The organism is Aquiflexum sp. (assembly GCF_041749095.1).
GTDB lineage: Bacteria > Bacteroidota > Bacteroidia > Cytophagales > Cyclobacteriaceae > Aquiflexum.
This window is the reverse complement of record NZ_JBGTCA010000541.1, coordinates 1-25,202: the sequence shown is the minus strand read 5'-3', so window position 1 is coordinate 25,202 and position 25,202 is coordinate 1. Positions and strand designations below refer to the sequence as shown.

Below are 25,202 nucleotides of genomic sequence, written 5' to 3'. Positions count from 1 at the left end.
ATCATCTATTTCAATTCTTGAATAATGTTCAAAGCTGATTTGATGTTTATTTCCAATCCATCAAAATCTCCCTGTTCTATTGCCTTTTTGCCAAACAGTTGGGATCCCATGCCCACACAATGCACTCCGGCCTTAAACCAGACCGAAAGGTTTTCCATATTGGGTTCAACTCCTCCTGTAGGCATCATTTTGATGTCCGGAAGAACTGAAAGTACTGCTTTGATGAATCCAGGTCCCAATAGATTTCCGGGAAAGGCTTTTACCAATGTTGCCCCCATTGTTTTCGCTTGATAAACCTCCGACAAAGTAGCACAACCCGGTATCCAAAACCTGCCTTTCATACTGCAAAATTTTGCGACATCAGGAACCAATGCCGGTGACACAATAAAATCCGCCTCTGCAAAAAAATACCTCCGGGCTTCTTCCCTTGTAAAAATCGTACCTATGCCCAACATTAAATCTTCATATTTTTCAGCATATATTTTTAGATTTTTGAAAACTTCCAACGCATTGGATTCCCTATTGGTAAATTCAAAAACCCTTACACCGGCTTTGTAAGAGGTGTCCAAGACTTCTTTGGCGATATCAATATCTCTATGGTTAAATACAGGAATCATTCCCGTTTCAGCCATTTTCAATAAAACTTCATCCTGTGTAAATGACATGTTTATAGGTTAATTAGGTTGTTATCTTGTTTTTGGGTTTTCAACTTTCCTGTTGATTTCAAGCTTCTAATCCCTCGTTCCAAGCTGCGGACAGGTCTCGCCACTCCCTCTCTCTCATACTTCGGTCAGGCTTTGATTCTCGTCTCTCGCTTCTCGTCTCTCGTCTCTCGCTTCTTGGTTCTTGTCTCTTGGTTCTTAATTCTCCCGTCTCAAAAATCACCTGAGCAATTTCCCCACATTTTCTCCTTTTACCAAGGATTCTACTTCTTCCACACTAACTAAATTTGCATCACCGGGTATACTGTGTTTTAATACAGAAGCTGCTGTAGCAAATTCCAATGCCGACTGATCTTCCAAATGTAATAAACCATAAATCAATCCAGCAATATATGCATCTCCTCCCCCAACTCTGTCTACAATCTGAGGCATGTCATAAACATTCGATGTCAGCACTTCAGTACCGTTCCATAATGAACCTTTCAAAGTGTTATGATTTGCAGAAAGAGACTCCCGTTTGGTTTTTGTAATATACTTTATTTGAGGGAAATCCTTTTTTGCAAGATGGCAAGCTTCAAGAAAACCATTTGCCTGAATATCGATACAATTTTCAAAATCTGTCAAACCAGCTACTATTATGTTGGTATAGCGAATCAATTCAGGCATTACATCCAAAGGTCCTTTTCCGTATTGCCATAGATTTCTGCGGTAATTGATATCCCCACTCACGGTTATCCCTTTTTCATTTGCCTTTTTTAAGGCTTTCAAACATACATCGGCCGCTTTTTGTGAAAGTGCGGGTGTGATGCCTGTCCAATGAAACCAATCGGCTCCATCAAATACCATGTCCCAATCGATCTCCTCTCCCGAGAAATTGGCGAAAGCGGAATCATACCTGTCATATATGATTTTTGATGACCTTTGCATGGATCCATTTTCAAGAAAATACAATCCCATCCTTCCTTCCTGAAAATATATAAAAGAGGTGTCAACTCCGGTCTGCCTCAAATATGCAGTGGCCGCTTTTCCAATATCATTTGCAGGAAATGCAGTGACATGGGCAGCATTCAAACCAAATTGGGCCAAGGAAACGGCTACATTGGCTTCTGCTCCGCCAAAAACAATATTATAGGAATTGGCTTGAAGGAAGCGTTCATTGCCCGGGGTACTGAGACGCATCATGACGTCTCCAAGCGTTACGACTTTTTTATTCATTATCACAAATTAAAACTTTCATGAAAATAATCACTTATAGTTTCTTTTTTATATTTCTTTTGCATAAATTGTGCAATCGATTGCGCAATTTAAACAAAAATTCCAATGAACCATAAAATTTTGCAGATTCATCCAAAAGATAATGTATTGGTTGCTTTAACCGATTTGAAGGCCGGAGATAGCATTAATTTTGAAAACAACACGATTACTCTAAAAAATGATATAGCTGCCAAACACAAATTTTCCATGGTTGATCTGGAACCCGGTGCGCAAATTTATATGTACGGATCTTTAGTAGGCCGTTCCAAGACACTGATTCCCAAAGGAGGTGCCCTGACAACAGCCAATGTGGCCCATGATGCCAGTTCATTTGGAAGCAAAACAGAAGAATATAACTGGGATGCTCCTGATATTTCCAGATTCAAAAATAAAACCTTCAAAGGCTATCACCGACCTGATGGACAAGTTGGAACTGCAAATTACTGGTTGGTCATCCCTTTGGTTTTTTGTGAAAACAGAAATGTGGATGTCATAAAAGATGCCTTTGTAGAAGAACTCGGATTCAGCAAACCAAATACCTATAAATCCCTTGTGCAACAAATGGCGGAGTTGTACAAAAACGGTAAAAAATCCGAAATCGAAAGCCTTAGTGTAGAAGAAGACATCATCATAGGAAAGAGTAAAATCTTCAAAAATATTGATGGAATTAAATTTTTGACACATAATGGTGGCTGCGGGGGAATCCGTCAGGACTCAGAGGCACTTTGTGCCTTATTTGCCGGGTATATCAATAATCCCAATGTAGCAGGAGCAACAGTATTGAGCCTTGGTTGTCAAAATGCCCAACCTGACATCTTGAAGGAAAAATTGGATAAAATCAATCCGGATTTCAAAAAACCTGTCATCCTTTTGGAGCAACAAAAAGAGGGAACTGAGCAGCATTTACTTTCCCAGGCTATCAAAAATACTTTTTTGGCCATGGCTGATGCGGATCACCTTCAGAGGGAACCTGCCCCATTGAGCAAATTGACGATCGGTTTGGAATGTGGTGGTTCTGATGGCTTTTCAGGCATATCTGCCAACCCTGCAGTTGGTCATGCCTCAGATCTTGTGGTTGCATTGGGAGGAAAAACAATTCTTTCTGAATTCCCGGAATTATGTGGGGTTGAACAGGAATTGATCAACCGATGTACGGACGAAGTAATTGCTGAGAAATTCAGCGGCCTGATGAAAGCTTATGCAGCTTCTGCAGAAGCAGTGGGGTCAGGATTTGATATGAATCCATCGCCCGGCAACATCAAAGATGGCCTGATTACTGATGCCATGAAATCCTCAGGTGCGGCCAAAAAAGGAGGCACCTCCCCTGTCGTGGATGTTTTGGATTATTCTGAATATGTTTCAAAACCAGGACTGAACTTACTTTGCACTCCTGGAAACGATGTAGAAAGCACCACAGCAATGGCCGGTTCAGGAGCAAACATAATTCTGTTCACCACCGGACTCGGCACCCCAACAGGCAATCCCGTGGCCCCTGTGATCAAAATATCCTCCAATACCACATTGGCCAAAAGAATGCCTGACATCATCGATATAGATACAGGTGGTGTTATCACCGGAGAAAAGACAATCCAGAAAATGGGAGAAGAAATCCTGGACCATATCATCAAAGTAGCATCCGGAGAAATCCAAGCGAAAGCAGTCCAATTGGGTCAGGATGATTTTATTCCTTGGAAAAGAGGGGTTTCGCTTTGAGGTTGGAAGGTTGGGGAAATTGTAAGAACTTGTCCGCTACACCACAGGCGCACAGACGTGGTGGATTGGATGATTGAAAAATTAGAAGATTAATTGTTGTGGATAAATGAGTTGTTGGGATATTGGGTTAATAAATGGACATGTTCTATTTTCCAATTCGACTTATCCTTGTCATTCCGACGACAGGAGGAATCTATTGGGCAAATAGTATTGGCTTTTTAAGGATCATAAGTTGGAATTTTCCAGGTATTCATACTTCTAACTTCCAACCTCTACTTCCTTCTCACCTTTCCAATCATTTCCGGATTAAATCCGGTAAAAGACTCTTCAATTATTCCATCTTTACCAATGATAAAAAATTAGGGATAGGCACTTACCCCTTAAGCTTACTCTGTTTCTTTGGCATAAGAATTTAATTCAAAATTTGAAAATAAATCTCCGCAATTTTGCTATCCTCACATTTCCCCTAATATCTTCTCCCAAACCTGTTCATCGACAGGAATTCCTTTTTCCATATTTTCTTTTCTGATTTTAGGAATATTTTCTCCGGGAAAGCGGATTTCACTTCCTGAAAAAGTTGCTGATGTTTTGAGATCCTCAATGATCCCATCCAATTTTTCATCAGACCAGGCGTCCATACCCAATTTATTTGGATCCAAACAGATAAATACCTGCGATAGACCATATTCTTCTCCGCTTTCACCAACCTCGTGAGTGGCCTGTCCTCCTGATAATATGGTGGCCAACATATCCAATATCAATGAAAGTCCCGCTCCTTTCCATAATCCGATGGGAAGCGCCAATTCATGTTCGATGATTTCAGCCGGTGATTTACTGAGCTTACCTTTTTGGTCAAAGCCTGCTTCGAAAGGCATTTCCTTTCCGGCCCTAAGGAAGGTGTTCATTTTCCCATACGAAAACTGGGACATGGCCATGTCCAATACGATATGACCCGACTTTCCGGGAATGGCAACCACCAAAGGGTTATTACCAAGTTTGGGTTCTCTTCCGCCCCAGGCCGGCATATTGGGCTTGGTATTGGTAAAACAGATTCCAATACAACCTGCCTCCGCAGCCTGCCAACCGTAATTGCCGGCCCGCATCCAATGGTTGGTGTTTTGCAGTGCAATCATTCCAATCCCGAACTCTTTGGATATCTGTATCGCCCTGTCCATGCAGATGGATGCATTGAGCATTCCTGGTCCAAGATGTCCGTTCCATCTTTCAAAAAAACCGAAAGCATCCATCAGTTCAGCTTCTTTATCGGGAAAAACCAGTTTGTTTCTAATCATTTTCAAAAATACAGGAACCCTGTCCAATCCATGGGATGCTACTCCCTCCATACTCGCCTTGGCAAAAAGCGCTGCACATATATCGGCTTTTTCTTTTGCGAAGCCATATTTGATAAAAATTTCAGTAAGGATTTGAATTACTTCTTGGTAGGGGATTCTCATAATTTTGGTTTTTTTGGTTAATTATTTTTCATGTCATGACTATGGGTGTATTCATGCCATGACTCAAGGTCATGGCATGAATTGCATATGTCTACTGACTCTCCACCACCAACATCTTGGAATTTGCCGCCCGGTACCGGATATTTTTGGCGATGGTATATTCCGGTGAGGCCCACCAGTCCTTAGCTGTTTGGACATCGGGGAATTCCAGGAAGACAAGTCTTTCCGGATTCCATTCTCCTTCCAAGGATTCTGTTTTGGAACCACGGACTACAAAACGGCCTCCGAATTTTTCGATAGTAGCCAAGGTGTGCTTTTTATACTCTTCGTATAATTCTGGGTTATGGATGCTGACTTCGACAAGGACTAGGGCGGGCATGATTGAGAATTTAGATTTGAGATTTGAGATTTGAGATGGGCTTCTATTTAAGCTAAAGGTGGTGATTTGGAACTTGCTTAAAGGGCGGCAGGCAGGTTATTCCTTTAAATTTGATTGTTGGTTAATTATTCATGCCATGACTCCAAGTCATGGCATGAATACACCCAGAGTCATGGCATGAATGCAATAAATATAAGGGAATGAAGTCCCAGATCAACTAAAGGGATTGAAAAAATCTATTTTAGGTTCGCTTTATTACTCATGGGAATAAATGGGAGACTAGGCCATTCAAGTACACTTCTATGTTAGTGTAATTTTGATCCAGTTTATAATTTGATGAATCTGATGGGTCGTTAGGATCAAGCCCGTTTTCCAGTTCCCACTCGTCAGACATTCCATCACCGTCTGAATCTTTTGGAGCTTGTCCTTTTTCCAAAACCGGCCATCCGCCAACATCTTTTTGGCTGTCAATGATTCCCCTGTTTTCTTTTCCGAATTGGGCAGTTCCCTGACGGATCTCTTTCAGCAATCTCCGGTCAACAGCGTCCTGCATGTAACTACTGCCTGCATGTTTTAAAGTAAGTTCATAACCTTTCTTTGCGTCAAAAGTCACCGTTCCCATAAATGGAAAAGCATTTTCAACCAATATCTGTGATGGGTTTACTCCATGGACTCCTTTTGAGTTGTCACTTGAAACCTTTTCATATCCTTCCACCATATTTCCTCTCAGATAGAATTTTCCATAAGGTGCATAAGGCTCAATGATCCGGTCAGGATTGGATTGGGTGGCAGGTCCGGGCTTAAAGTAGTTATTGACCATATTGTGTTTTCCTTCTTCCCCTGCGTATGCAGAATTGCTTTTCCAGTTGTAGATCAGGTTGTTTCTGAAGTCAACAATTTCTTTTTCAGGCTCTTTGTGGTATCTGGAACCATTGAATCTTGGGTTCCTGCTATTGTGATTGGCAAGGATGTTATATATAAAAGATGCACCCTTTCCACCCCAAATACCTCCATAGCCATGGTCACCTTTTGCATGGACAGATTCGTTTAGGCTTTCTGAAATTATTGACCATTGCAAGGTGAAATTTTCATTGTCATAAAAAGAGCCACATTCATCTGTCGCCCAACTGAAAGAGCAATGGTCAATGATAATGTCCTTTTGACGAAGACAACTGATGGCGTCATCCTGGACATCATACAAATCCCCCAACCTGCTTCTGATAAACCTGATGATGACATTATCTCCTTTGACCTTTATCGGATAATTCTGAATAGTAATCCCTTCACCGGGAGCACTTTGGCCTGCTATGGTCACATCACCATTATTGATATCCAAAACTGACTGAAGCTCAATATTGCCGGCCACTGCAAAAACAATAATTCTAGGCCCATGCTTTTTGATAGCTTCACGCAAGGAACCTGGGCCATCATCATTTAAATTGGAAACTTTATAAATCTTACCCCCTCTCCCACCTTTAGTATATTTTCCAAAACCTTCGGCACCGGGAAAAGCCAAAATCATTTTCGTTTCCAAGTCAGTCACTGCTTCTTTAACTTGTCCTTTGCAGTTTAAAAATGAAAGAAAAAATATGGAAACTAGAAATGACTTTATCATGATAGGAATTTTTGAAATGTTGGTTATCCACTTTATTACCAGCTATTACATGTTTTAATGAGACAGTAGAAGGAAGACGGAGACCGAAGTAACTGGCATTTAGCAATAACCATAGGTTTTATTGATTTGGTTGCTAAAATGAAGGATCTTCTATTTTATTATTAGAATTTATTAAAACTTCAGCATTGGCGTAGCCCTTTTACAAAATTGAATGGCCAAACCCCAAGGATCTCTTAGCATCACAAGATGGGATCCGTCTTCAAGGATATCATCTGAGACCAAGGTGGCACCCCGTTCCATCAACCTGAGTTTATCTTTCACGGGATTTTCCGAAACGAAAGCCAAATGGACTGTTAATGGGTGGAGATTTTTAAAATCTAAAATTGGCCCTTTTGGATTATTGTAAATTTCAAGCATGATGGTACCGCTATCATCTGCCAAAAAGGTCATAAACGGGGAAGTATCCATTGTCCTGACTACTTTCAATCCCAAATGCTTCACGTACCATTGTGCCATTTCCAAAGGGTATTCAACGTTAAGTGCAAAATGCTCAAATTTCATATTATAGGATCTTAGTTTAAACTGATTTAATTTTTTTTATCTGTAATGTCCTTGACAAGACTGTTGATATAGACTTCAATGTTGTCATAAGCTGTACTCAGGTTTCTTTCTTTGGAATCAACTTTCATCGGATTAAGTCCGTTTGCAATTTCCCATTCATCCGGCATTCCGTCGTTATCGGAATCTAATGGCGGTTGCAAACTTACTAAATCCGGCCAGCCCCCAACATCTTCCTGACTGTCAATTAATCCATTAATACTACCTCTCGATCCTTCAGCAGTATAAGTACCATTTTTAACATTATCCAAAACCCTAACATCCACCGCATCCCTTTTCAAACTTGCCCCGGAAAACTCCAGAACCTTTTCAAAAGCCTGCATCGCATTATGGCTTGAATGCAAGGCCTCAAAATTTAAAGGAGCGGCCAATTCCATATTTTGTTTATCATTGATACTACCGCTTTTGGCAATGACTCCCAGCCAGTTGTTTTGTGTTTGGTTTTCCCTACCTTCCAGAATATTGCCATCAATATAAAACTTTCCAAAACCATAAACAGGTGAAGAGTTGGTGGCCTGCTTATAGGCATGGAGAATCCTATTGGGTGTTTGGGTTGCCGGTCCTGGCTTGAAGTAATTGTTGACCATATTAAAACTCCCTGCTTCTCCTCCATAAGCCGCATCCGTTCCCCAATTGTAAACAACATTATTTCTGAAATCCACTATACCTCTTAAGGCATCTGTATTCAATGGATTTGGATATACTCCAGGATGGTCAAATCTCGGATTTCTATTGTCATGATGGGCCAATAAATTGTGGTGAAAGCTTGCGTTTTTTCCACCCCAAATCCCACCATATCCATGATTTCCTTTCTCATGAAGTGAATTGGTCAAACTTTCTGACAAAATACACCATGACATCGTAAAATCCTCATTACCATAAAATGAAGCACATTCATCGGTGGACCAACTCATGGAACAATGGTCAATCACGATGTTTTTGCGATATCTTCCCTCCAAGGCATCTGCTTGCTCTGCCCCTTTATCCCCCATTCTAAATCGCATAAACCTGATTATGACATTGTCAGCATTGACAATTACCGAATGGTTTTTGATGGTAATCCCATCTCCGGGAGCAGTTTGACCTGCAATGGTTACATTGCCAATTCCGATCGTAATGTTACTATTTAATTCAATATTGCCTGAAACTTCAAATACAATTATCCTTGGCTCGGGAATCAAAATCGCTGCCCTGAAACTTCCGGGACCGGAATCATTCAGATTGGTGACTTTGATGACCCTTCCTCCTCTTCCTCCGGTTGTATATTTCCCAAACCCATCGGCACCTGAAAAAGCAAATGCCTCCTCTTCTACCGGATTGAACAATGAATCTACCTCATCCTCCAATGCCGGATCAATTTCATCTGTCTGATGGCAGGAAAAGATGGAAAGTATTATGATCAAAAAAAAGAAGATATTAGGTTGTTTCATACTATTTGTTAAATCATTTTAAAATCAGATCAATAAAAAAGATGGGCCTTAGATATAGAAGGTGGTTATCAACCCCTATACCAAGGCCCAATCTTAATCCTAATCATTCACCTTAAATCTTAAAACGCCCATCTCGGGTCTCCTATTGGACCTCCAATTGAACTAGCAGTCTTTAAAGGAGAATCTCCCGGCAATGTTAGGTTAGTAGTCGTTGTAGTCCAACCTAGATCCACATTTAAGATATTGGAAGTCTGAACATAAGTTTGGAGTGTCAAAGGCTCAGGGTCTGCTCCTCCAGTCGTAAGGTTGAACATGTTCATGTGACTCAAAAGAAGCTGGGAATCAGGATTTGCCCTGACCAATCTGTTTCCAACCGTCTGATCTGTAAACGGCATGTTCATCAAAATGGAGTTGGTCATAGTAAATTCCACAAGGTTGTTGTTACAATCCAAAAGGGTATCATTTCTGTTCCTTGATCCAATTCCGTTGATACTCACATTATTTACTGTGATTTTTGGGGTAAAAGGCATGGTCAGATTGGTTGCCCAACCGATAAAGCCCCTGCTGCCCAATGCTGAAAAGGTAGAGTTTGAAATATCAATTTCCCTGAACTCCAATTTGTCCAAGTGGAATACATGGTAATTTTCCACATTATGGTTTCTTAAAATGCTGCTTGATACTTTGATCAGGTCTATTTTGTGGGCATTACTGGCCGCCCTGTTGGCTCGCATAAAAGAAGTTCCCACATTTTCTACGATCGAGTTTTCAATAATCACATGTGTGAATGTTGCTGCACCACCTGCAAAATTGAGAAAATAACTACCTCCTCCGGGTCCACCATCGAAAGTAATACCATTTATTGAGATGCCCGCTCCTGTTTCTGTGAAGGTAAATTCCTTGAAGTTTACTTTAGTATCGGCAGGATCACCGGAAACAGACTGTAAAGTGATGGTCTTGCCCGTAATGTTCAAATTGGCAAATTCCCCGCTTCCATCGACAATATTATATGTACCTGGCTGAAGACCAATAACCGATCCGTCCTCAGCATTTTCAACTATTTCTCGGAAGTTGTCAGAAGGAGAAAGAACGATATCATAAATACTTGGTTCTTTGGTCACAAATGAAGTAATACCTTTTGTTCTGGTACCTTCAAAAATTTCAGCTGTATATTCTGCAGAAGATTGCAGTCCTTCCAAAGTCTTGTTGGCAGCCTGCCTCTCTTCCTGTGATATCACAAATTCCGAGCTGTTTCCGGCTGCATCAGTCACCACAATCCTGGTTGGATTTGAGGTTGGTCTCCATCTCAGGAGTACAGTCGATGAGCCTATTTCATTATCAAAGGTTGGAAGGAAAATCTGCTCACCTGTAATTTGAAACGGAGCCATTGTTCTTACCCAAGCGGAATTTTGGGCCGGGATCAACCCGTTTGCTCTTACTCTTGCAAAGTATTCTACTTTGATCTCAAGCTGTTCATCTGAAACCTGAACTGTGGTTTTCTCAGTTTCAAATTGCAGTTCAACAGATGTAAACAAACTGTCCTGAGCCACCTGAATTGTATAGGTCACTTCTCCTGGATCGGTAAACAAAGATTCAGGCCAAGTCAAAGTTGCTGCAATTTCCCCATTGGAAGCGGTGAGTCTGGCAGGTCTAAACCTGGTCATATCATCAGGGGCAGAGAAATCCTGGTCCAAATCCGTGCAGGAAAATACCATCAGGCATACCATTCCCAAAGCTCCAAGATAACTGAATATATTTTTTCTGATTTTTTTCATGGTCATGTAATTAATTAGTAACCGTATTCTTGTTTCAACTTAGGATTGGCATCCAAAATCGAGGTGTGCAAAGGCAACAACTCACTTTTTCCGGATGTAAATCCGACTGCGTAAAATGTAAGAATCGTGGTATTGATTCCTGTTCCCGCCCAAGCTATGCTGGCAGAACCTGCCGGAGCCTGAGCCGGTTGAGGCTGGTACAATGAATTCAGCCATCTCAGTTCATTGACACCTGCTTCGTAATACATGATAGTAGGCAAATTGGCATAATCACCTGTTCTTTGAGCCATGTCTGTGAGTTTAGCTTTGGTTTCATTCAGTTTGGTTTCCAACAGGTTCCAACGGATCAGGTCGTACTTTCTGATTCCTTCACCGGCCAACTCAAAAGACCTTTCATTGACTACAGCCTGGAAAAATCCTTGGTAATCAGTCGGGGTTGTACCAATCAATGAAGCATCCCCACCAAAGCCCCTTAATCTGACTTCTTCAAATGCTGCTCTTGCAGCAGGAGATGGTCCATTGTTCACTTCATTATCAGCCTCAGCAAACATGAGAAGCACATCTGAATACCTGATCATTGGCCAATTGACATTGAAATATTGGGCATTGGAACCAAAAGTAACCGGATTGGTAATCCAGTCCCTTCTAAATTTCCCATCCACAATTGTCTGAATGTTTCTGGCGACAATCGTCAAATCCTGGTTGACATTGTAAGGAGCAGCTGTCACATCTCTTCTAAGGTCATTGGGATCAAAGGAGTAGTAGAATGTAGGCAGAATGGTCAGGGCTGAATTGCCGAGGTTGTTCCATCTTGGGCCGTTATAATAACCCAATTTACTGTCACCGAATTGGCTTGACCCACCTGTCATGGCAAGTTCCCAAAGTATCTCTCCATTTGGCTCTCTTCTTTTGGCCAATAAAGCATCTTTGAAAACAGATTGAAAACTTGGGTTCAGTCTATGCGATCCGCTCTGAATGATTTTTTCTGTTTCCTCCTTCGCTATCTGATAATACCTTAAATGGTCACTACCTCTTCTCATCTGTCTATCCAACCTCAAGGAATAGCCTCCTCTGAAAAGTGAAATCCTTGCTCTCAAAGCCCTAATGGCACCTTGGGTCAATCTTTCATTTGAACCACCTGCGGTACCCCAAGGTACCAAATCCGCGGCCACTCCCAAATCATCTATGATTTGGTTATAAATAACATCACGATCAGTTCTTTCCAAAAACAAATCAGCTTGAGTACTTGATGGGCTAAATTGGGCCGGTAAGTCTCCCCAATTCCTGACAAGTTCAAAATAGAACTGAGCTCTCAAAGCCAATGCTTCACCATGCAACCTTCTCAATTCCCTTTTATCAGTCTCTGAACCGTTTTCGTACAGACTCATTTTTGGGATCTCTGCAATAAAAATATTGGCTCTTTCAACACCAAGAAATAACTGGTTGAAAGGAAGTCTCAATTGGGTATTACTGGGCTGAACATTATAGTGGGCAATATCCCTTCTTTCATTGTCAGGGAAAGGATTGCCACCTTGACCCATCATGATATCATCATCAAGTGGATAGTACATGCTTAACCGAATACCATACCCATGGTCACCTCCCAATGCTGCATAAACCCCTGTAAGGGCCTTGGTGGCATTGGTCACATTACTGAAAATGTAATCCGGTCCAAATGAAGAAACCGGAGTAACTTCAAGGTAATCCTCACAGGAAGATAGCATCCCTAAGGAGAGGAATAGGACTATTAAGTTTTTATAAATTCTTTTCATTGTCTTTTACTTTGGCTATTAGAATGTAATGTTAATACCACCTAAGAATACCCGGCTTCTTGGATAGGCTGCATAATCTACCCCTGGAGTCATAGGAGTTCTCCTTCGGGTGTTCACCTCAGGATCATAACCGCTGTACTTAGTGAATACTGCCAGGTTGTTTCCGGTTGCATAAATCCTGAACCTTTGGATCTTATACTTACCCAATAACTGACTCGGCAAAGTATAACCTAAAGTGATGTTATTGATCCTGATAAAGGAACCATCCTCAATCGCCCAAGAATGCATATAAAAGGAACTTGCAGAAGTCAATGGCGTCCAAAGCGTCGCGTTCTCATTTAGTGCGGCCAGTTGAACCGGATCGGTAACAACCTGTCCCTGCGCATTGACATTCGTCCATCTGTCACTCATCATGGAAAGCAGGTTGGAGTTTGGTGTATATCCGGAAGTGAATTCCAGTTTGTTGGCGTTCAGGATATCATTGCCATATTGGAAATTGACGAAGATACTGGCATCAAAATTTTTCCACGAAAACTGTTGGTTCAACCCACCAAAGAATTTAGGGGTAGCATTTCCAATGACTGTTCTGTCATTGTCGTCCACTACACCATCACCGTTGATATCTCTGAACTTCAATGTTCCGGGTCTTGGAACGACAGAGGTGATGCTCTGATTATTTGGTACACCATTTTTAAGGGTATATACTCCTTCGGAATAATCGAAATCATCAATTCCATAAAAACCATCTGTGATCAAGCCCCACATACTTCCTACAGGCTGACCTAATTGTATTGCATAATCAAAGGGAACATTTCCTCCTGCCCATCCTGAAGGAACCAAAAATGAAGTTTGGTCACCCAGGCTTTCTACCCTGTTTTTGTTGAATGAGATATTAAAGTTTGCAGTCCAGTTAAAATCTCTTTTGTCCATTACGGCTCCGGAAAGTTGAAATTCAAGCCCTCTATTAGAGGTTGCTCCTACATTTTGTAGCTGCACTGTGTATCCAGAAGTAGATGGAACAGGAACTTCAACCAATAGATCTCTGGTATTATTGATGTAAGCATCAACAGAAAACTGAACCCTCCCACCGAAGAATCCTGCATCCAGGCCAAGGTTTTTGGAAATCGTGGTTTCCCACCTCAAATTCTCATTGGCCAATGCCAAGGGAGAAAATCCAACCTCCAATGCGTTGTTAAAACCATAAAAAGCATTTGGACTGTACTGAGTAAGGTACAGGAAGTTGTCAATTCTGTTATTTCCTGATTCACCGTAGCTTGCCCTAAGTTTTAGATCACTCACTGTCCGGTTAATGCCCTCCATGAAACTTTCATCTGAAATTCTCCAGGCAGTGGAGATAGAAGGGAAATAACCCCATTTACTGCCGGGGGCAAATTTAGATGAACCATCTCCCCTCATAGTGGCAGTCAATAAATATTTATCCCTATGGGCATAATTAACCCTTCCGAAGAAGGACAATAGCCTGGACTGTTGGACATCGGTCACGGGTATTTGTGGAGTTCCCAAAGACATATTACCCAATGCCCTCTCGGCTGTGATTCCAACCGGGAAAAATCTAGCTTCAAGAAAATCCATTCTGAAATCCTCTTGGTAAACTTCCTGTCCCAAAAGCACATCTACCCTGTTTTTTTCAGTAAAAGCATTTTTGATTTTACTTGTATTGAAAACCAGTACATTGGAATTGTTGAATATCCTCCTTTCATTTCTCCTGATGGATGAAATAGGCTGACTTGCTCCAACTTGTCTGGATGGAGATGTTATGGTATCGTTAAAAGCATAATCAGTGAAATTATTGAAATCTACTCCAAAGGTTGTTCTAAATGACAGATAGTCTGTGAATTTGTACTCTGCCGTACCGTTGAAGTTGGTTACATTTTGTCTTCTCTGTCTATATTCTGCATCTGTCAGCAAAATGGGATTTACCAAAGCCAAAGAGTTTGCATTGGTTTGGTCGGCATAATCCGGATCCCATTGGGTGAGGTCAGTGCCTCCCATCAATACAGGGCGGTATTTTACTGCATGTCTCAACCTATTGGTAGATGATGTACCCTCGGAGGAGGTTCCTGCACCGTTGACGATGGTATTATTGTACCTTACATTAAATCCAACACTCAATTTGTTGGTGACTTTATGGTCAAAGCGGAAATTGATCAGTTTTCTGTCAAAATCAGAGGCCAACATAATTCCTTCTTCGGTATTAGAAGTAAGACTCAAATTGAATTTGGTGGCAGCAGTCCCGCCAGCGACACTGATATTGTGTGTCTGCATGACCGCATCTCTTCCAAAAACCTGATCCTGCCAATCCACAAACGGAACCTGTCTGTAATTTTCGATGTCACCAAAATGGCCATAGGTGTTTAGGAAGTTGTTTCTTTCCTGCTCACTTCCCCTACTTCTCTCGTGCTGGTACTTTACAAAATCATAAGGTTTCATCACATCCAATTTATTGGCAAGGTTTCTTACTCCGGTAAAGCCATTGTAATTAACGGAAGTCTTCATCTCTCCACCACCTTTGGTAGTAATGATGACCACGCCATTAGCTCCCCTTGCACCATAAATTGCAGTTGCTGAAGCATCTTTCAGGACATCCACTGTTTCAATATCCTGTGGGGATAATACAGATAGGGCGTTTTCAACCTGAACACCATCTACAATATATAGTGGCGCATTATCCTGGGTAATCGATCCGCCGCCTCTCACTCTGATCTGAACCTCAGCATTGGGGGAACCTTCGGTACCTGTGACCTGAACACCCGCCAAACGTCCTGCCAAAGCTTCGGCAGCCGAGTTGACAGGAATATCCATCAGTTGCTTGGAATTGACAGATGAAACGGACACAGTCAAGTCTCTTCTTTCTATGGAAGAATACCCAACCAAAACAAATTCATCCAAAGTAGAAATGTCTTCCTCCAGGACAACATTAATGATAGATTGATTTCCAACCACCACTTCCTTTGACACCATTCCAATAAAGGAATAAATCAAAGTGGAATTTGAAGGAACCTCCAATGAGTAATTTCCTTCAATGTCCGCTGCAACTCCGATTCCTGTGCCTTTTACAAGCACAGAGGCACCGGGAATTGGCTCTCCATTCGGCGAAGTCACCTGACCTCTTACTACCGATCCCTGAGCCGTTAACTGTCCTATGAACAGCAACATCAATATGGGTAAAAATACCAATGTTCTGATAAAGGATTTGATTTTAAAATTCATATTCATTCTATATTTCTAGGGTTAATTGATAGGATTCAAATAAGATTGAAGTATGCATTCTCCTGCATTTTCAATTCAAAAAACATTGGACTAACCGCTCAAAAAGCAAGGTGGGGACAGTAGCATTTGTTTCATAGTTTCTGGGCTTATTGTTTGAAATTCTTATTATTTTTTGCAGCAAAATCAATAGTATTGCGCAATCGATTGCATTTTAAATATTTATTTTTAACTGTGCAAGAAATATTTAATAAAACTTCTCAAATACTTACTATATTCTTTATAAATAGGTATTTGAAGAAAAATATTTTGTGATATTTCTACTAAGATTCATCCATATGAAATTGATATGGCTAATAATGTGCAAACGATTACATTAATTTTATAACCAATTTTCCTAAACAATTCAAATGGTTGTTTGATGGAATATAGCAGATGAATTAAGGACCAATAATAAAAATATCTATTTTAGGGAAACTGCTTTTGGACTTACCTCATTTGAAATTGAAAGCGCAGCTAATCCATTTCGCAAATCCTTTTCCCTGAAAGATATATTTTCAGACAAGTTTCCAAATATACTGATAGCTTTCGGGCTATTGCTTTTATAATTAAAGCCCGAAACATGGATGTTTTTTGAATTCATCAAAGTCAATGCAGCACCTTTGGTAGGGATGACATGCACATTGATCAATTCCAGACCATCAGTATCCACTGCTATGATTCCGTTTTCAGCCTCCAACAATGCATTTTCCAACTTCACATTTTGAAGATTCATTTCGGGAAGACCTTGAAAATTGGCGGCAGTGCCACTTCCTGTGGCTGTAATGTTTTTCATAAAAATATTCCTGAATGAAGGTGTTTCTTCGGTAACGGGAACCAATTCCTCATTGCGTGATTCTTTATCAGCACTTTGATCTGCTTCCAATACGGGGGAATTACCGCCATAAAAGAGATTGAAATTGATCACATCTGTTGGAATATTGATCATATCAATGTCAGAAATAAAAATATCCTCAACTACTCCGCCCCTGCCTCGTGTACTTTTGAACCTCAGGCCGACATCCGTTCCCATAAAGGTGCACTGGGAAATATGGACATTCCTTACCCCTCCTGACATTTCACTTCCTATCACAAAACCACCATGACCATGATAGACGATGTTGTTTTTTACGATAACATTTTCAGTTGGCATTGCCCTATTTCTTCCATCTGTATCTTTTCCTGATTTGAAACAAATGGCATCATCCCCAACATCAAAAACATTATTGTAAATCAGCACATTTTTGCAGTATTCCAGATCCAATCCATCTCCATTCTGCGAATACCATGGATTTCTCACACTTAAATTCCTGATGATTAAATCCTGGCTCATCAAGGGATGGATATTCCAAGCTGGGGAATTCTGAAAAGTCGGACCATCCAACAGGATTCTTTTACTTCTAACAATACTGACCAAAACAGGCCTTAAAAAATCTCTCACGGATTCGAGTTCTTCCTCATCGATCAAATCAGGGACATTAAAATTGGTGCTTGAATCAAAACCTTTTTTAGAGGATTCAGACGGGAACCACATATCTCCTTTTTCATTCAATATTCCTCCTGTTGCCAATAATGATTTCCACTGTGCTGTCGTCATTTTGCTTTTCTTGACAGGTCGCCATGCATCACCGTTCCCGTCAATGGTCCCACTTCCAGTGATGGCAATATTCTCGACTCCATTGGCATAGATGGGAGACATGCATCTTTTTGTATCCAATCCTTCAAAACTTGTTTCAATAATAGGATAATCATCAAAGTCTTTTGAGAACAATATCAGTGCACCGGCCTCCAAATGCAGGCGAATATTACTTTTAAATTGAATAGGGCCAGTCAGCCATATACCTCTGGGAACCAATACTGTACCTCCACCCTTTTCGGAAACTGCTTGAATGGTTTTGGCAAATGAATCTGTATTTTTTGTGAGACCTCCATCAATCGCACCAAACTCTTTTATCGAATAAGTCAGGTCAGGAAACGAGGTGGTTTTAACTTTTGGCATATCAAATTCCACCCCTTGATATATGGAAGTCTCATCAATTGAATTATCAGCATGTTGGGCAATGATGGGTGAGGAACAGGCCAAACAAAGACCTAAAATTCCAAACCAAATGTTTAATTTTGTTTTCATTATTTCATGTTTTTCTTTTTCTTTTTCATCAATCAAGCGATTCATAAATCAGAGATGCCAAAATAAATGGCCCTACTCCTTTTGGGTCGTTGTCTCTGATGACCTCATTGATATAATACTCATAAGAACCATCACGATAAGGATTTCCTCCCAATCCTGCCACACCACAAACTTGGGTGATGCTTATCCCACCATCAGCATTTTCCCGGATAAACTCTTTTAGAATTCCATGATAAGCTTTCAATCCTGCCTCTTTGCTTTTGGCATTCAGATATCCTTTTTGGGCTCCTTTTAGAAGGAAATAAGCAAACATACTGGTTGCGGAAGATTCCAGGTAATTGCCTTCCCGATCACCTTGGTCCACTACCTGATACCATGTCCCGGTAATATCCTGGTATTTGATGATTCCATCGGCCAACTTTTGAGCTACCTGAATCACCTCATTTCTCTTGGGATGTTCACCCGGCAAATAATCCAGCACATCCACTATCGCCATGGAAAACCAACCGATACTTCTTCCCCAATAATTTGTGGATAGACCGGTTTCGGGATCAGCCCATTTTTGGGATTTACTTTTGTCCCAGGCATGGTGGTACAATCCTGTTTCTTCACTGTACCCATATTTATCCATCAATAAAATCTGATTGGCCACATCATCAAACAAAGCCGGTTCATCGAAGGCGGCTGCATACTTTGCCAAAAATGGAGAGCCCATATAAATCCCATCCAACCACATCTGATGAGGGTAAACTTTTTTATGCCAAAAACCACCTTCTGAATTTCGGGGATGTTCCCGCATCTGATCACGCAATTCTAACAAAGCCAACTTAAATTTTCCTTCTCCATTAAGTTGGTAAAGGTCAATTAAGAATTTCCCCCCATTGACCCTGTCAATATTGTAATCTGATTTTTTGTATGTCTTTATTTCTCCCTCTTCATTGATCATAAAATCAGTGAAATGAAGAATATAATCCAGATATTTATCTTCCTTGGTTACTTCCCAAACCTGAAACATCGACATCATCACCAAACCATGGGTGTACTCCCATTTTGGCTTTTCATTGAAATCCAAGGTCCATCCTTCAGGATTACGCTTGATCTCAGAATCTGCCATCCAAGAGGAATATGAGACGATTTCCTGATCGGTTTTTACTTGACTGCCTCTTTCATTACATGCAAATAATATCGCCGGCAAAAAGATGGAAAGAGGCAAGATGGTTTTAAATATTTTTGTCATTTTGGGTTTATTTATTTGCTCAGTCTGTTATTGTTTTTTTTCCCAATCCCAGTGTTTAAGAGCGGAATTATGGTTGAATAGGTTTTCAGTTTAAGCTTATTTTCATAGGATGGGAAAGTTCTTCAATGACTTGTTCGAGATAATCGACAAATTCCTCCTTGCTTTTAATCCCGTCTTTTTCCTTTTCCCATGCTGCCAGAAAATAATAGGTAATCCTTTGTTTTATGGGGTTGAGTACAACAACATGGGACAATCCATCATCTGTGATTTCAATTAACCTTTCTTTGGGAAATATTACTGCAATACCAAGCAGGTCATCATTTAGACTTTGTTTACCGTAGGTTGCTAAATACCCATAAGCTTCACCCTCTCCTCCTAATAGCAGTTCAGCTTTGGGGTCTTTGATCAAACCTGTTGCAAAGTTCTCAATGGATTCACTGCTATGAAGTTCTTGTTTGGTCAACCTTGTCCCTGCATGTATGCTGATATTGGAAGTGATGGTGGTTTTTGTATATCCCAAATCCCAGCCGTAATATTTTGTCAAAATCGAAGAATAAATTGGGCCGTTATTGGCGATGGCCGCAAACAAACTATCAGTAACATCAACCCGCCTGGCCTTTCCATCTATAAAAGTCGCTATTGAACCTACTCCAAGGGTTTTGCCTACTTTTAGGACATCCATACCCCAATCCTGCATTTCATGGTATGAATCAAATCCATCCTGACCTACTAATTGTAGAATAGGTTCTGAAACGGTTTTGCCAAAAACATCCACGCCGTTTCTCCAATCTAGATAAAACCTATACCCTACCATATCTGATTCCCATCCCGGCCCTTCATACCTGATAAACCATGAATGATCGGTATGTTCAAGCGGTACATGCAGTTCATTTACGTTATAAAATTCTCCACCGACATATTTCCTGTTTTCAAAATGGCCATCAAATTTATGGGAGAGCTCTGCCTGAGTTCTTTTGGGATAAGTTGTTTCCAAATCATTTTCTGGATCATATTCAATCCTAAGGTTTAAAACTGAATTTTCTTCAACCAATGGGATTACCAGTAAGACCCCCTTTTCTTGGTCTCCACTGTTATATTGTGATGGCACCTCTTCCTCACCATTGTAAACAACAAATCCATTTTTATTGAAGTCAGGATTCCTATTCAGGATCTCTTCTTCATCCACAACCACCAATGCATCTTTTCTATTAATGTTAGTGGAATTTTCAACATTCAGATAAATAGTTGGGAGATTTTTCTCTTCCACGGTTTTACATCCAAAGATAAAATTGACTGTAATCAAGAAAATCAGAACAGTGTAGATTCGAAATTCACGCATACAACTATTGGATTTAGGGAATTAATCAGTCACACAATTTGAATTAACTATGTGCGCACTTATTGCACAAATAAGATATATTTGAGCAATCGATTGCATATTTATAAAAGAATAAAGAGATAACAAAATAAAGGTTAATAATTTTTCTAAAAAAGAGTAAAAATGGTCTAATCACTTTATTTTAAAAATTTTATATCGTAATATTGGTTTTATGAATTTGAAAAAATTCTAAATGATTATTTGATAAATTGACCAAATGAATATTATATTGCGCAAACGATTACATTAAACCTAAATCTAAACAAATGCATTCTAAAATAGAGACCAGATATTCCAATCATCCTTTAGATGTGAAATCATATAATACCCGTGCCCTACGGTCAGATTTTTTGATTAAGACCCTTTTCATACCCGATAAGATAAATGGGGTTTACACTATGAATGACAGGTTGATTGTGGGAGGAATCAATCCTGTAAATTCCGCATTGGCTTTGGAGACAGTGGATCAGCTTAAATCTGAATATTTCTTGGAAAGAAGAGAGATCGGAATTGTAAATGTAGGAGATGAGGCTGTAATTGAGGTAGATGAAGAATCTTATTCTTTAAAACATAAAGAAGCACTATATATAGGCAAAGGAAAAAAAGATGTCATTTTTTATCCTTCCGAAAATGGTAACGCCCTATTTTATTTTAACTCTGCACCAGCACATCAATCTTACCCAACCAAAAAAGTCGGTAAGCAGGAAGCAGAGGTAGTTACCTTGGGTTCTTTGGAAAATTCTAACCATAGAACTATTTATAAACTGATTGTCAATTCTGTAGTGAAAACCTGTCAGTTGCAGATGGGAATGACAGAATTAAAACCCGGTTCGGTGTGGAACACCATGCCTGCCCACACTCATGATCGGCGCATGGAGGCTTATTTTTATTTTGATCTGGCAGATGGACAGGCCGTTTGCCATTTGATGGGGCAACCTGAGGAAACCAGACATATCTGGATTAAAAACCATCAAGCGGTGATCTCGCCTCCATGGTCGATCCATAGTGGAGCTGGATCCTCTAATTACACCTTCATCTGGGGCATGGCAGGTGAGAGTCTTGATTATGGAGATATGGATACTGTTTCCATTACTGATTTGAAATAGCATGAAAAACATATTTGACATTACAGGCAAAGTTGCATTGGTCACCGGAGCGACGCACGGATTGGGAATGGCCATGGCAAAGGCCCTGGCAAAAGCCGGGGCAACCCTGGTGGTCAATGGCCATACCCCTTCCAAAATGGAAACAGCACTTCAACAGTATCAGCAGGAAGGAATTGATGCTAGGGGTTATCTGTTTGATGTGACTGATGAACTTCAGGTTTCGGAACAGATTAAATTGATCGAAAAAGAAGTGGGCCCAATAGCCGTTTTGGTCAACAATGCAGGTATGATCCAAAGGGTTCCTGCTTTGGAGATGGCTGCTTCTGATTTTAGAAAAGTGATTGATGTGGATCTTGTCTCCCCCTTTATTTTATCACAGGCGGTTGCCAAAGGAATGATACAAAGAGGTTCGGGCAAAATCATCAATATATGTTCCATGATGAGCGAACTGGGCCGGGATACAGTTTCAGCCTATGCGGCAGCCAAAGGAGGGCTAAAAATGCTTACCCGCAACCTGGCAACAGAATGGGCAAAACATAACATTCAGGTCAATGGTATCGGACCCGGTTATTTTGCCACTGAGCAAACCGCTCCGATCAGAGTAGAAGGACATCCCATGAACAACTTTATTCTCGAAAGAACTCCTGCCGGTAAATGGGGTGATCCGGATGACCTGGCCGGTGCTGTTGTCTTTCTAGCCAGCAAAGCCAGTGATTTTGTCAATGGACAGATTATTTATGTGGATGGAGGCATATTGGCGACAATAGGAAAACCAAGAGAAAAAAGTGTCAAGTAAATTCAGGACGTGACAGGGAGTTGGAAGTAGGTGTGGAACAGGAAGTTTAAAGTTAATAGCAAAATGATTTTAATCTGGAAATAAAGTCTAAAAAAATGAAAAGTGGTAAAGCAACAATACATGATATAGCAGAAAAGTTGAACATCACTGCTTCAACGGTTTCCAGGGCTTTAAATGATAATCCAAGGATTTCTGAAAACACCAAAAAGCTGGTCATAAAGATGGCCAAGCAGCTTAATTACCAGCCCAATCATATTGCCTCTGCTTTGAGAAGCGGTAAAAGTAAATTGATCGGCGTGGTAGTCCCCACTGCCAATAGAAATTTCTTTTCATCAGTGGTCAGAGGCATTGAAGATATTGCCAATAATCTGGACTATAAGGTTATCATTTCCCAATCTTATGATGGGTATAAAAAGGAAGTCGAAACGGTAGAAGCCTTGTTGAATGCCCGAGTAGATGGAATTATAGCTTCTTTTGCCAAGGACACGGAAAACTTTGACCATTACCAAAAGGTGCTCGACAAAGGGATTCCTTTGGTGCTTTTTGACCGTACTACCAATGAATTGGAAGTGAGTGAGGTGGTCATTGATGATTATTTTGGGGCATATCAAGTAGTAGACCATCTGATCAAAGGAGGTTGCAAAAGGATTGTTCATTTTACCAGTTCAAAAAAAATAAATATATACAGGGACAGGATGCGTGGATACGAAGATGCTTTAAAAAACCATGGAGTTTCATTTGATCCGGAATTGATTGAGGAAAGTAATTTACAATTGGAAGATGGTCGAAAGAGCATGGAAAACATCATAAAAAAGGGGATTTCCTTTGATGCTGTTTTCTCCAGTTCGGATTATTCGGCTATGGGGGCTATGCAGGTACTCAAAGAGAACGGATTTAAAATCCCCGAACAAGTGATGCTTGCCGGCTTTGGAAATGAACCTTTCACTTCATTTACTGACCCTCCGATTACCACTGTTGATCAAAAAAGTATACCTATGGGGCATGTCACTGCCGAAACTTTCTTTGCATTGATGAAGAATGGTAAAAAAGATGAAGTTCCCCAAAAAACAGTTTTGAAACCTGAGTTGATTATCAGAAAATCAACCCAAAAGAAATAACCTATTAATATGAAATCACTTAATAGAAGCAATATAAATGTTCAGGAAAGGCCAATAAGAGTTCTGCAGTTTGGAGAAGGCAATTTCCTTCGTGGATTTGTGGACTGGATAATCGACTTGATGAATGAGAAAACTGATTTCAATGGTGATGTTCAGATTGTTCAACCAATAGCCCGAGGACTTGGTGAATTAATCAACAAACAGGAAGGGCTTTTTCATGTCAAGTTGGAAGGGATTCAAGCCGGTGAACTTGTGCAGGAAAACAGACTCATTACTTGTGTCAGAGGTGTCAATAACCCCTTTGAGGATTATAATGAATATCTGAAGTTGGGAGAAAATGAAGACTTGAAATTTGTGGTTTCCAATACCACAGAAGCAGGTATAACATTCGATTCTAAGGACAAGTCTTATGAAACACTTCCTTTAACCTTTCCCGGAAAACTTACGGCACTTCTGTACCATCGGTTTAAGACATTTTCAGGGGATTCTACCAAAGGTTTGGTTATGATCCCATGTGAATTAATTGACAAAAACGGGATCCAACTAAAAGCCGCAGTATTGGAATATGCCAAACTTTGGGATCTTCCTGCTTCCTTTACTAAATGGATCAATGACCATAACGTTTTCTGCAATACCCTGGTGGATAGAATTGTACCTGGCTTTCCAAAGGAAAAAATCAAAGAAATCCAAAACGAATTGGGTTTTGATGACAATCTCGTAGTGATGGCCGAACCGTTTCATTTTTGGGTGATAGAAGGTCCGGAGAACTTGCAGTATATTTTTCCGGCCTCCAAAGCAGGGCTTCAGGTTAAGTTTGTTAAGGATCAAAGCCCCTACCGTACCAGAAAGGTCAGAATTCTGAATGGAGCCCATACTGCTTTGGTCCCTGTAGCTTACCTAAATGGTTTCAGAACTGTCAGAGAAGCTGTAGAGGACAAGTCCATTGGGAAATTTATAAAAGACACCATCTACAACGAAATTATTCCGACCCTTGATCTTCCCAAAGAGGAATTGGAACAGTTTGCAGCAGATGTTCTGGACAGGTTCCGGAATCCGTTCATCCATCATGAATTGATTTCCATTTCTCTGAATTCAGTATCTAAATTCAAGGTCAGGGTCTTGCCAAGCCTTTTGGAATATCATGCCAAAACCGGTACCTGGCCAAAAAACCTGACTAAATCTCTTGCAGCCTTAATAAAATTTTATAGCGGGAAAACGGTCAATGAAAGTATCCCATTAAAAGATGATGCTCCAGTTCTGGAATTCTTTGATAAGATTTGGCAGGTAGAAGAATTATCAGTTATTGTTTCTGAAACTCTGGGAAGAGTAGATTTCTGGGGCGAGGATTTGAGGAAATATGAAGGATTGGAGGAGGAGGTTTTGGTTAAGTTGGGGGAATTTGAGATGGTTTGAAGTTTTAACTAATTTGAGAAAAAGGGAAAGAGTCTATCCTTTTCCTTTTTTTCACCACTCCCCTCTCCTCCCCTTTTTCTTTTCAGACAG

Annotated in this window: 18 protein-coding genes; 5 read left to right on the top strand and 13 right to left on the bottom strand. The window is 40.5% G+C overall.

Features of this window, described 5'->3' with window-relative positions:
- Window positions 1-5: 5 nt before the first annotated feature.
- Together ACEW8O_RS24290 and ACEW8O_RS24285 are read right to left on the bottom strand one after the other, a co-directional pair.
- Window positions 6-665 carry a bifunctional 4-hydroxy-2-oxoglutarate aldolase/2-dehydro-3-deoxy-phosphogluconate aldolase gene (locus ACEW8O_RS24290; protein WP_373497218.1) on the bottom strand — a complete coding sequence of 220 codons (660 nt, stop codon included), beginning with the start codon at window positions 663-665 and terminating at the stop codon, window positions 6-8.
- Window positions 666-881: 216 nt separating this feature from the next.
- Window positions 882-1,877, bottom strand: a complete 996-nt coding sequence (locus ACEW8O_RS24285) for a PfkB family carbohydrate kinase (RefSeq protein WP_373497217.1) — start codon at window positions 1,875-1,877, stop codon at window positions 882-884.
- Window positions 1,878-1,982: 105 nt separating this feature from the next.
- Between ACEW8O_RS24285 and ACEW8O_RS24280 the strand changes: the two genes are divergently transcribed.
- Entirely contained in the window at window positions 1,983-3,629 is a 1,647-nt protein-coding gene (locus ACEW8O_RS24280) for a UxaA family hydrolase (protein ID WP_373497216.1), read from the top strand.
- Between the two features lie 455 nt (window positions 3,630-4,084).
- Here ACEW8O_RS24280 and yiaK read toward each other — a convergent pair whose 3' ends face one another.
- The 11 genes from yiaK to ACEW8O_RS24225 form a co-directional block, all read right to left on the bottom strand.
- Window positions 4,085-5,083 (bottom strand): 3-dehydro-L-gulonate 2-dehydrogenase, encoded by a 999-nt coding sequence (gene yiaK / locus ACEW8O_RS24275; RefSeq protein WP_373497215.1) that lies wholly within the window; start codon window positions 5,081-5,083, stop codon window positions 4,085-4,087.
- Window positions 5,084-5,174: 91 nt separating this feature from the next.
- The gene (locus tag ACEW8O_RS24270; RefSeq protein ID WP_373497214.1) at window positions 5,175-5,462 is read right to left on the bottom strand and encodes a DUF1330 domain-containing protein; all 288 of its coding nucleotides are present in this window, start codon (window positions 5,460-5,462) and stop codon (window positions 5,175-5,177) included.
- 259 nt (window positions 5,463-5,721) lie between these two features.
- Window positions 5,722-7,077: a pectate lyase gene (locus ACEW8O_RS24265; protein ID WP_373497213.1), complete on the bottom strand. Its 1,356-nt coding sequence runs from the start codon at window positions 7,075-7,077 to the stop codon at window positions 5,722-5,724.
- A 171-nt stretch (window positions 7,078-7,248) separates the two neighbouring features.
- Complete coding sequence (locus tag ACEW8O_RS24260) at window positions 7,249-7,638, bottom strand: VOC family protein (protein ID WP_373497212.1); 390 nt, start codon at window positions 7,636-7,638, stop codon at window positions 7,249-7,251.
- A 26-nt stretch (window positions 7,639-7,664) separates the two neighbouring features.
- Entirely contained in the window at window positions 7,665-9,125 is a 1,461-nt protein-coding gene (locus tag ACEW8O_RS24255) for a pectate lyase (protein ID WP_373497211.1), read from the bottom strand.
- 119 nt (window positions 9,126-9,244) lie between these two features.
- Window positions 9,245-10,897 (bottom strand): hypothetical protein, encoded by a 1,653-nt coding sequence (locus tag ACEW8O_RS24250; protein ID WP_373497210.1) that lies wholly within the window; start codon window positions 10,895-10,897, stop codon window positions 9,245-9,247.
- 14 nt (window positions 10,898-10,911) lie between these two features.
- Entirely contained in the window at window positions 10,912-12,669 is a 1,758-nt protein-coding gene (locus tag ACEW8O_RS24245) for a RagB/SusD family nutrient uptake outer membrane protein (protein WP_373497209.1), read from the bottom strand.
- A gap of 18 nt (window positions 12,670-12,687) precedes the next feature.
- Entirely contained in the window at window positions 12,688-15,900 is a 3,213-nt protein-coding gene (locus ACEW8O_RS24240) for a SusC/RagA family TonB-linked outer membrane protein (RefSeq protein ID WP_373497208.1), read from the bottom strand.
- Window positions 15,901-16,360: 460 nt separating this feature from the next.
- Window positions 16,361-18,064: a glycoside hydrolase family 28 protein gene (locus tag ACEW8O_RS24235; RefSeq protein ID WP_373497207.1), complete on the bottom strand. Its 1,704-nt coding sequence runs from the start codon at window positions 18,062-18,064 to the stop codon at window positions 16,361-16,363.
- A gap of 28 nt (window positions 18,065-18,092) precedes the next feature.
- A complete protein-coding gene (locus ACEW8O_RS24230) occupies window positions 18,093-19,292 on the bottom strand; it encodes a glycoside hydrolase family 105 protein (protein WP_373497219.1) in 1,200 nt (399 codons plus the stop codon).
- Window positions 19,293-19,386: 94 nt separating this feature from the next.
- Window positions 19,387-20,640, bottom strand: coding sequence for a DUF4861 domain-containing protein (locus tag ACEW8O_RS24225; RefSeq protein ID WP_373497206.1), 1,254 nt, complete (start codon window positions 20,638-20,640; stop codon window positions 19,387-19,389).
- Window positions 20,641-20,945: 305 nt separating this feature from the next.
- Between ACEW8O_RS24225 and kduI the strand changes: the two genes are divergently transcribed.
- From kduI to ACEW8O_RS24205, 4 genes are all read left to right on the top strand, one after another.
- Window positions 20,946-21,785 (top strand): 5-dehydro-4-deoxy-D-glucuronate isomerase, encoded by an 840-nt coding sequence (kduI, locus tag ACEW8O_RS24220; RefSeq protein ID WP_373497205.1) that lies wholly within the window; start codon window positions 20,946-20,948, stop codon window positions 21,783-21,785.
- A 1-nt stretch (window position 21,786) separates the two neighbouring features.
- Window positions 21,787-22,581 carry a gluconate 5-dehydrogenase gene (locus ACEW8O_RS24215; protein WP_373497204.1) on the top strand — a complete coding sequence of 265 codons (795 nt, stop codon included), beginning with the start codon at window positions 21,787-21,789 and terminating at the stop codon, window positions 22,579-22,581.
- 95 nt (window positions 22,582-22,676) lie between these two features.
- Window positions 22,677-23,699 carry a LacI family DNA-binding transcriptional regulator gene (locus tag ACEW8O_RS24210; RefSeq protein WP_373497203.1) on the top strand — a complete coding sequence of 341 codons (1,023 nt, stop codon included), beginning with the start codon at window positions 22,677-22,679 and terminating at the stop codon, window positions 23,697-23,699.
- Between the two features lie 9 nt (window positions 23,700-23,708).
- Entirely contained in the window at window positions 23,709-25,112 is a 1,404-nt protein-coding gene (locus ACEW8O_RS24205; protein ID WP_373497202.1) for a tagaturonate reductase, read from the top strand.
- Window positions 25,113-25,202: the final 90 nt, after the last annotated feature.

Excerpts from the sequence above, each read along its gene's own strand:
- ACEW8O_RS24265 (WP_373497213.1), bottom strand. The coding sequence starts at position 7,077 with ATGATAAAGTCATTTCTAGTTTCCATATTTTTTCTTTCATTTTTAAAC.
- ACEW8O_RS24235 (WP_373497207.1), bottom strand. The coding sequence starts at position 18,064 with ATGAAAACAAAATTAAACATTTGGTTTGGAATTTTAGGTCTTTGTTTG.
- ACEW8O_RS24280 (WP_373497216.1), top strand. The coding sequence starts at position 1,983 with ATGAACCATAAAATTTTGCAGATTCATCCAAAAGATAATGTATTGGTT.
- yiaK (WP_373497215.1), bottom strand. The coding sequence starts at position 5,083 with ATGAGAATCCCCTACCAAGAAGTAATTCAAATCCTTACTGAAATTTTT.
- ACEW8O_RS24255 (WP_373497211.1), bottom strand. The coding sequence starts at position 9,125 with ATGAAACAACCTAATATCTTCTTTTTTTTGATCATAATACTTTCCATC.
- ACEW8O_RS24290 (WP_373497218.1), bottom strand. The coding sequence starts at position 665 with ATGTCATTTACACAGGATGAAGTTTTATTGAAAATGGCTGAAACGGGA.
- ACEW8O_RS24260 (WP_373497212.1), bottom strand. The coding sequence starts at position 7,638 with ATGAAATTTGAGCATTTTGCACTTAACGTTGAATACCCTTTGGAAATG.
- ACEW8O_RS24215 (WP_373497204.1), top strand. The coding sequence starts at position 21,787 with ATGAAAAACATATTTGACATTACAGGCAAAGTTGCATTGGTCACCGGA.
- kduI (WP_373497205.1), top strand. The coding sequence starts at position 20,946 with ATGCATTCTAAAATAGAGACCAGATATTCCAATCATCCTTTAGATGTG.
- ACEW8O_RS24250 (WP_373497210.1), bottom strand. The coding sequence starts at position 10,897 with ATGAAAAAAATCAGAAAAAATATATTCAGTTATCTTGGAGCTTTGGGA.
- ACEW8O_RS24270 (WP_373497214.1), bottom strand. The coding sequence starts at position 5,462 with ATGCCCGCCCTAGTCCTTGTCGAAGTCAGCATCCATAACCCAGAATTA.
- ACEW8O_RS24245 (WP_373497209.1), bottom strand. The coding sequence starts at position 12,669 with ATGAAAAGAATTTATAAAAACTTAATAGTCCTATTCCTCTCCTTAGGG.
- ACEW8O_RS24285 (WP_373497217.1), bottom strand. The coding sequence starts at position 1,877 with ATGAATAAAAAAGTCGTAACGCTTGGAGACGTCATGATGCGTCTCAGT.
- ACEW8O_RS24225 (WP_373497206.1), bottom strand. The coding sequence starts at position 20,640 with ATGCGTGAATTTCGAATCTACACTGTTCTGATTTTCTTGATTACAGTC.
- ACEW8O_RS24210 (WP_373497203.1), top strand. The coding sequence starts at position 22,677 with ATGAAAAGTGGTAAAGCAACAATACATGATATAGCAGAAAAGTTGAAC.
- ACEW8O_RS24240 (WP_373497208.1), bottom strand. The coding sequence starts at position 15,900 with ATGAATTTTAAAATCAAATCCTTTATCAGAACATTGGTATTTTTACCC.
- ACEW8O_RS24205 (WP_373497202.1), top strand. The coding sequence starts at position 23,709 with ATGAAATCACTTAATAGAAGCAATATAAATGTTCAGGAAAGGCCAATA.